Origin of the sequence: Mesorhizobium sp. M0768 (assembly GCF_040320195.1) — a bacterium.
Classification (GTDB): Bacteria; Pseudomonadota; Alphaproteobacteria; order Rhizobiales; family Rhizobiaceae; genus Mesorhizobium.
In genome coordinates, this window is the sequence record NZ_JAMYPD010000017.1 from 132775 (window position 1) to 138949 (window position 6175).

At 58.4% G+C, this 6175-nt stretch carries 6 protein-coding genes and 2 pseudogenes; 4 read left to right on the plus strand and 4 right to left on the minus strand.

The window, feature by feature from the left end:
• Entirely contained in the window at window positions 1–960 is a 960-nt protein-coding gene (locus NKI08_RS21250; protein ID WP_352771971.1) for a class I SAM-dependent methyltransferase, read from the plus strand.
• Between the two features lie 57 nt (window positions 961–1017).
• Window positions 1018–1928 (plus strand): annotated as a pseudogene (locus NKI08_RS21255) (transposase).
• 52 nt (window positions 1929–1980) lie between these two features.
• Here the strand turns inward: NKI08_RS21255 and NKI08_RS21260 are convergent.
• Window positions 1981–2118: a helix-turn-helix transcriptional regulator gene (locus NKI08_RS21260; RefSeq protein WP_502898895.1), complete on the minus strand. Its 138-nt coding sequence runs from the start codon at window positions 2116–2118 to the stop codon at window positions 1981–1983.
• 12 nt (window positions 2119–2130) lie between these two features.
• Between NKI08_RS21260 and NKI08_RS21265 the strand changes: the two genes are divergently transcribed.
• Window positions 2131–3660: a lipopolysaccharide biosynthesis protein gene (locus tag NKI08_RS21265; RefSeq protein ID WP_352771973.1), complete on the plus strand. Its 1530-nt coding sequence runs from the start codon at window positions 2131–2133 to the stop codon at window positions 3658–3660.
• Between the two features lie 805 nt (window positions 3661–4465).
• On the opposite strand, the gene NKI08_RS21270 is transcribed toward NKI08_RS21265, so the two are convergent.
• A complete protein-coding gene (locus NKI08_RS21270; protein ID WP_352718905.1) occupies window positions 4466–4687 on the minus strand; it encodes a hypothetical protein in 222 nt (73 codons plus the stop codon).
• On the opposite strand from NKI08_RS21270, the gene NKI08_RS21275 reads away from it, so the two are divergent.
• Window positions 4586–5623 carry a glycosyltransferase gene (locus tag NKI08_RS21275; protein ID WP_352771985.1) on the plus strand — a complete coding sequence of 346 codons (1038 nt, stop codon included), beginning with the start codon at window positions 4586–4588 and terminating at the stop codon, window positions 5621–5623. The two genes, NKI08_RS21270 and NKI08_RS21275, sit on opposite strands and share 102 nt — an antisense overlap.
• 62 nt (window positions 5624–5685) lie before the next feature.
• On the opposite strand, the pseudogene NKI08_RS21280 reads toward NKI08_RS21275, so the two are convergent.
• Window positions 5686–5895, minus strand: a pseudogene (locus NKI08_RS21280) (IS21 family transposase); the annotation flags it as partial.
• Window positions 5896–5900: 5 nt separating this feature from the next.
• Window positions 5901–6175: integrase core domain-containing protein (locus NKI08_RS21285; RefSeq protein ID WP_352771975.1), on the minus strand; the 275-nt coding region annotated here is incomplete at its 5' end.

Consider the following 6175-nt stretch of genomic DNA (forward strand, 5'->3'; position numbering starts at 1 on the left):
ATGCTGGCGGAATGGCGAGAGTTCGAGCATCTCATGCGGCAGCCAGGGAATCCTTCCGTACCGCTTATTCTGTACCGCAACGGCAGGACCATAACGGAGACGAAATCCGAGCTCTCTGATGCGCGAACGGCCGATTATCCGGTTGTGCGTGGTCAGCCCGCACTGATCGATTTCTCTTGCAGTCTCGTGCGTGCCGATGTGCTGACGGCAAGTGGCATCTCACCCATAAAGAGGCGATCGAACTGGCTGAGGATCACCAAGGGATGGCTCTTCGGAACTGCAAATCTCAGCGCGCGAAACGTTGTCAGCTTTCGCGATCACATTCTCTCGCACGGCGTTGAGTGCCCCCTCGTGCTCATGATCGGCGCCGCAACCAAGGGCGCGGGGACCGACGGCCTTTATGAAACCGAGGCCGTTCGACAGATTGCATTCGACATCTACCCGACCGCATACACGCATTTCATCGCGGACGCCCATCAAATTCCGCTTGCCAGTGGCTCGGTGGACGGCGTCTGCATTCAGGCGGTCCTCGAGCATGTGATTAACCCGGAACAGGTCGTTTCAGAGATATCCCGCGTGCTCCGGCCCGGCGGTCTCGTCTACGCCGAGACACCGTTCATGCAGCAAGTGCATGAGGGCGCTTATGATTTTACGCGCTTCACTGAGGTCGGACATCGCTGGCTGTTCCGGAATTTCGAAACGATCAGTCGCGGAGCGCTCGGTGGACCCGGCTTGTCACTCTACTGGGCGGCGAAATATTTCCTGCGTGGCCTTACCCGGAGCCGGCGGCTTGGTGACGTCTTGAGTCTTCCCTTCGCGCTGGCCGCGCTCATGGACGGCATGATCGGAGAGGATCACAAGATCGACGGCAGCAATGGGGCCTATTTCCTGGGAAGGCTTACCGGAACCAGTATCTCACTAAGCAGCATTGTCGACGAATATCGGGGCGCTCAAAGCTAGGAGTCTGTCCGAGTAGTCACTGGTCAAGTTGGGACGAGTCTGATTCTCTGCGGACTTATAAGCAAGGAATTTCGCCCCTGGAAGTTCGATGAGGCAAAGCTTCTGCCGCCGAGCCTGAAGGACTACGTGCCCCAAGAACCACCTCTCTCGGCTGATCGTGTCGCTGGTGAGGAAGGAGCTTGATCTATCCGCGATTAGCGGCAGTTACACGAACGTGCTTGGTCAGCCGCCGTTCGATCCGCGCATGATGACGGCGCTGCTTTTGCATGGCGACGCGAGCGGCCTCTACTCCTCACGCCGGATCGCCACGGCTGCCTTGGAGCATGAGGATTTCATGATGATCGTGGCGGGCGACCCGCCGGACTTCCGCACGATCTCGGACTTCCGCAAGCGGCACTTGCCGGCGCTGGCTTCGCTGTTCGTGCAGGTGTTGAAAGCTCGCCGAGAAAGCAGGTTTGGTGAAGCTCGGGCACGTCGCGCTCGATGGCACCAAGATCAAGGCGAACGCGTCGAAACACAAAGCGATGAGCTATGAGCGCATGAAGAAGCGGGAAGCGGAGCTCACGGCCGAAGTCGGCCGCTGGCTGGCCGCCGCCGAGGCCGCAGATGCGGAGGACAAGCTGCACGGCACGAAGCGCGGCGATGAGATGCCCGATTGGGTGGCCGACAAGGAGAGGCCGCTTGCCAAGATTCGCGCGACAAGGCCGAGTTGGAGGCAGAAGCGAAAGCCGCCGCCGCGGCGGAGGAGCAGCGCCGAGCCGAGGCCGAGGAAGGGCGCATCACAAGCTCAAGCGGGCGGGATGGCGAAGCAGGTACAGGCTCAGAAAGCAAATCGTCGAGCCAGTGTTCTGACAGATCAAGCAAGGGAGTTCAGGCGGTTCTTGTTGCGGGGCATCGAGAAGGCGAGCGCCGAATGGGCGATAATCCGCACCGCCCACAACCTCACAAAGCTCGCCAACGCCGTCTAAGCCGGTTATCGTTCATGAAACGGCCAAACGCCAGGACTAACTGGACAGGTTCCTAGTCTAGCCCATCGCGGGATGCACGCCGGGGCTCACGCATCCAAACTTCCACCTCTCCAAGATCCCAGGCCACACATCGGCTAGTCAGATGGAAACGGCGAGGAAAAGGTAGTAAGCATTCGGATGCGTCAGACAGTGGAGCCGGATCTTGAGTAAGTCATCCGAGAGCACCTCGAAATCGCTTTCTGCTCGATCACTTTCCGGGCTTGCCTGGGTGTCGTCAGGGACTCTGATCTCTTCTTTCCTGCGGGTAGGAGTCGTTGCCATCTTGGCGCGCCTGCTGGCGCCGGAAAGCTTTGGTGTGGTCGCCGCGGTGCTGGTCGTTTGTGCTTTTGTCGAAGTATTTGGACAGATCGGAGTCGCTCCCGCTCTGGTGCAGATGGACGAAGTCGGGCAGGAGGACGTTGCGACCGCGCTCGCCATTAGCCTAAGTCTTGGCCTTGCCGCCGCGGGAGCGATCATCTTCAGCGCTGCCTTCATAGGGCAAGGGTTCAATATGCCGGAGATCGTAAAACCGCTGCGGTTGGTCGCGCTGATCTTTCCGCTGCGAGCACTGGGCATGGTCTCGAGTGCGCTGGTCCAGCGTGCGCTTAAGTTCCGAGCGATGTCATTGATCGATCTTAACGGCTACGTCTTCGGCTATACGCCAGTGTCGATTGCGCTCGCCTATTATGGTTTTGGCTATTGGGCGCTGATCTGGGGTTATATCGCGCAGACCGCGGTGTCAAATGTCGGCTACATCTTGAACAGCCCGCACTCCTTTCGCCTTTCCTACAGCCATGAGTCGGCGCGAAAGTTGTTGCGTTTTGGTGGCGGCATCACCCTTGCACGCATCGCCAGTTATGTAGGGATGAACGTGGATTATTTCGTGGTCGGCCGTTTTCTGGGCCCCGCTGCGCTGGGCTACTATTCGCGTGCATTCTTCCTAATGCAGCAGCCGACCAAGCTTATTGGCAACGCCGCTGACCAGGTTCTGTTTCCCATTTTGTCGTCGATCAAGAAGGAGGAGGCGCGGATCGTTCGCGTCTATTATCTCTGTACGGCCGTAGTCTTCGTGCTGTCTTCCCTCGCCTCGTTCAATTTGTTCTTACTCTCCAGCGAGTTTGTCAATGTATTGCTCGGTAATGCTTGGGCGAGCGTCGTACTCCCATTTAAGCTCTTCTGCTTGTCAATGCCTTTCCGCATCGCCTGGAAGACAAGTTCGACGCTCATCAGGTCCAAGGGCGCCATCCTGCAACTTGTGCTATGGCAGTTGTTTTACGCTTTTTGCGTCTTGGTCGCAGCGCTCATCGGCAGTCCTTGGGGCATCAATGGTGTCGCGATGGCAGTCAGCATCGCTATGGTACTCAACTATTGGGCGAGCGCGGCTGTACTGGCGACGCTCTATCCAGTCCGCCTCGTCAAAGAGGCCTTTGTGGTCATGAAGGCGTTGGGTGTAGCAGCTTTGGCAGCTTGCTGCACTTGGGCCATACTTTTACTGCCGGGTATTCGCGAAGCCGATGGGCTCTATCGCCTTGTCATTGGCGGGATTATGTGTGGCTTGGAATTGGTCATCGTCATGCTCTCCCTGGAACTGGTGTTTCCTGAGGAGGGACGTTGGCTCAAGGAGAGGCTCGGTATCACGAAGTACTTGCCAGCATCGCTTCGCTCTCTTGGCCTACAAAGGCGCTCTGGCTGATGGTCTCCTACCGTCGTCCCGACAACATTTGTTTGGCTGGAACGAAAGATTTCTGACAAGATCAAAGAGGATATCCGCTTCTTGAGGTCTGATCGGCGCCCTTGCAACAATAGTGTGAGCGAGGCCTAAAGGCCGCCTTGCGCACCTCTCTAGTTGGGCAGGATGATTGCCACTCTTTCAGCGAGGTAGCCGGTGTCGTAACCTGACGGTGCTGACCCAGAAAATCCTGGAGCAAAGCTGGCATTCTGGTGCGTTGTTTGCCTTTCGAGGCAAGCGCGGGGCGGCATCGTGCGGTATAGGCGCCTTTCGATTTGCCTTTGACGGGCTGCAGGCGATGATCTTGCGGTCTGCCAGGACGGTTTGGAACCAGTCGGCGTCGTAGCCCCTGTCGCCGAGGAGGGCTTTGGACTTGGGCAAGGCATCGAAACGGCATGCTCGGAGAGGACCACAAGATCGACGGCAGCATGGGGCCTATTTCCTGGGAAGGCTCACCGGAACCAGTATCTCACGAAGCAGCATTGTCGACGAATATCGGGGCGGCCCGGCTGCAACAGACGGCGGCTTCGACGGTTCAGACATCAGAAAATGGAAACCGTGGACTTCAATACGCTCTCTCGATAGAATGGCAGACCGGTTGTGAAGTCCCCGAAAACCTGTTCGCGATGTCTCCGGTCCAACGTGGGCCCTCGTTTTGGGGAGGCATTAAGGGGTTGCGAGGTCTCTTAAGGCGGGTAAGAACTGAGAGATCTTCCGACCTGCACCACCCTCACCACAAACGGAGAAGAATCCACACAGGATCAGGCAGTTATTTGCGATAGTTGATACGAGGTGCAAGATAATCGGAGCGCTTCACGGTCACATGCGAATTCTTTACTTCATCAACGGATTCGATCCCGGTGGCGCCGAGCATGGGCTGCTCACCTTGTTGCAAGCAGGATTTTTCAGCGGCCACCAGCTGAAGATTCTCGCCTGTTGCCGCGGTCGCGGGTCTCTTGCCGATCAAATCGCCGCACAGATCGGAGAGCACAATCTTATCCTGACTTCGCAGAGTGAAGAGCCTTCCTTGCGCACCTTCGTGGGTACGTTCTTTGTAATATTGCGCCTCATCCGGGAGTGGCGGCCGGATATGGTTGCATTGTCGCTCAAACAGGCCAATCTCGTGGGACGGCTTGCTGCGATGTTTGCTCCTCGGCTGCGCTGCGTTTCATTCGAACACACCGCCCGCTACCGCTCTCGGCGCGCCGCAGCCGTTTATGGCCCTGTGCTCAAGGCGCTGTCCTGGCGCGTCGACGAAATCTGGGCTGATTGCGACAGTACGCTGCAGGAGACGCAAGCATACTTCCTGCCGCGCAGGCGCCGGTCGCATATCGTGCCTCTGTTTTGCTCCGATGAGGCTTCCAGCCACAAGCGCGATTACGCGCTTCGCACACCCTTGCGCCTTGCTGCTGCCGGACGGCTTATCCCGCTAAAGAACTTTGACCGCCTGATCGAGGCCATCCGAATGCTCCAAGACCGCGGCGTTTCTGCAAGCCTCGATCTTTACGGCGACGGGCCGGAACGGCAGGCGCTTTCGCGCAAGGCGGATGAGCTCGGCATTGGAGCTCGCGTGCATTTCCGTGGCTATGTCGCGCGCTGGTTCGAGCTAGCCTGTGATCGTGACATGTTCATCAACCTGTCCGATACGGAAGGGTTCTGCATCGTCGTCGCCGAGGCGATGCTTGCCGGCCTTCCGGTGATCGCGACCGACGTCGGCGGTATCCGCGATTACGGCAAGGATGGAGAGAATATGCTGAAGCTTACTGTTCCCTCAGCGGAGATGGCGGTGACGCAAGCACTGGTGTTCGGGGGCGATGAAGCGCTCCGCAAGAAGATCGGAATGCAGGCACGACAGGATATGTTGCAGGCCTATTCGCAGGGTGCTTTGCGCGTCCGCGCTACGGCGGTGTTGGGTGACGGAATGTAAGGACCGGAAAAGGACTGGCGACCAAGATAGCCGGGCCGGTCATGAACTCTGACGGCTCCGCATCTCACCTGTTCGACATGGTTCTCGACTTGGCCCTTCTCCCAGCCCGATGCCAGCGCGCAGGCCACCGGCTGGAGGAAGCGACGATTGTATTGCTGGTCCTTGCCGACGAACACCGTCTCCACCGCCGTCTTCGTGTTGTCGTAGACGATGCGCGCAGACCCGCCTAAGAAGGCGAACGCCCTGTCATGCGCGTCGATGACCTGCCACTGAATTTTCATCCGGCTGCAGTTAGAGCCTCGGCGGGTTTTACGCCGTATGGCGCGGGTTGAGCAACGGGTGATCGGCGGAGCTGGTCGGGGTTGCGCAGCCGATCGTCCGTTGCGGTGAGATTGGCGGCATAAGCCGCAGGCGTGATGTATCCGAGCGCCGAATGTGGGCGCGATCGGTTGTAGTCGTCTGCCCATTCGGCGATGGTTGTTCGGGCATGGTCGAGGCCGAAGAACAGGGTTTCGTTCAGCAACTCGTCCCGCATCCGCCCGTTGAAGCTTT

What these genes read in the sequence shown, in the direction of transcription:
- NKI08_RS21250 (WP_352771971.1), top strand. Translation starts at nt 1, where the DNA reads ATGCTGGCGGAATGGCGAGAGTTCGAGCATCTCATGCGGCAGCCAGGG.